This is a genomic window from Pseudomonas sp. S4_EA_1b, assembly GCF_016307435.1.
In the GTDB taxonomy this organism is placed as follows: Bacteria; Pseudomonadota; Gammaproteobacteria; order Pseudomonadales; family Pseudomonadaceae; genus Aquipseudomonas; species Aquipseudomonas rhodesiae.
The window spans coordinates 1-1,454 of sequence record NZ_JAEILC010000165.1 but is presented as its reverse complement, the minus strand read 5'-3'; the positions used below and the strand labels follow the sequence as shown (position 1 = coordinate 1,454).

The 1,454-nt window shown below is 54.6% G+C and carries 1 protein-coding gene; it reads right to left on the bottom strand.

The genetic code is table 11. The features are described from left to right. Positions 1-91: 91 nt before the first annotated feature. Positions 92-1,454, bottom strand: a 1,363-nt coding sequence (locus tag YA0848_RS34360) for an IS1182 family transposase (protein WP_198731554.1), incomplete at its 5' end; no start/stop codon positions are given.

Here is a 1,454-nt window from a genome sequence, read left to right as displayed (position 1 = left end):
TTCCCGATTATTTACCACGATCAGCGCCGGTAACGCTTCAGAGCGCGTATGAAGCGCTTTGGCACCTCTTGGGGCAGTAAAAGCTGGGCTTTTACGCCGCCATCGCCTTCAACAAGCCTTCGGTGCCGATGATTTTCATCACCCGCTTCAAGTTATAGGCGAGCACATTCAAGCTCATTTCTGCGCTCACCCCGTTCAGTTTTCGAGTCAGGAAGTGCGTTGCCCCCATCCATTGTTTGAGCGTCCCGAATGGATGCTCAACAGTCCGCTTTCGAACCCGCATCATCTCCGGTGCTTGGTTCAGCCGGCGTTGCATTTCCTCCAGCACAGCTTCATGTTCCCAGCGCCTTACTCGACGATTTGTGCTTGGCGTGCACTGGGTTTTCAGCGTGCAACTCTGGCACTTTGAACTCCAGTAGCAGTGCATATTCATGCCTTTCTCAACGCTGGAGAATCGCCAGATCAGTGCCTCTCCCGCCGGGCAGGTGTATTCGTTTTTCGTCGAGTCATACACGAAGGCATCTTTGTTGAATCGGCCATCAGCCTTGGCGCTTGAAGTCATTGGCTTAGGCACGTAGGCCGTGATGTTTGCGTCGTGACAGGCAAGGATTTCTTCACCCTTGAAGTAGCCTCGGTCAGCCACCACGGACAGCGTTTCTGCGCCGACAGCTTCACGAGCCTGCTTCGCCATTGAACTGAGTTGGTCACGGTCTGAACCGCTGTTGGTGACCTCATGAGCAACTATTAAATGGTGCTGCGTATCGACAGCCGTCTGCACGTTGTAGCCAACGATACCGCTGCCGCGCGTCATCATCGAACGGGCATCCGGGTCGGTCAGCGAAACCTGTTTGTCAGGGGAATCGTTGAGCTGAGTTTCGATCCCCTCAAGCTCTTTCATCTGCGATTTGAGCTTGGCGATTTTATCTTCCAGGCTGGCAATGTCTGGCGCGGAGGCGCTAGGAATCTGTCGATCAGCCGCATCGAGCGCAGCCAAATAACGGCTGATGCTCGCCTCGATTTCTTCCATGCGCCGCTTCAGTTTGGCGCTGGTGAAATTGCGGTCACGGTTGTTCACTGCCTTGAATTTGCTGCCGTCGATGGCAACCAGGTTTTCGTCAAACAACCCCAACTGCTGGCAGAGCAAAACGAACTGGCGGCAGACGCCGCGAATGGCCTTGCTGTTGTCTTTTCGGAAGTTGGCGATGGTCTTGAAATCGGGCGTCAAGCGCCCGGTCAGCCACATCAGTTCAACGTTGCGCTGAGCTTCTCGCTCAAGACGGCGACTCGATTGGATGCGGTTCAGGTAGCCGTAGATATAGATCTTTAGCAGGACAGCGGGATGGTAAGCAGGTCTGCCGGTTTCGGCTGGAATGACGCCATCAAAACCTAGCTTGGCCAAGTCGAGTTCATCGACGAAAACGTCAACCACCCGAACCGGATTGGTATCGCTGAGG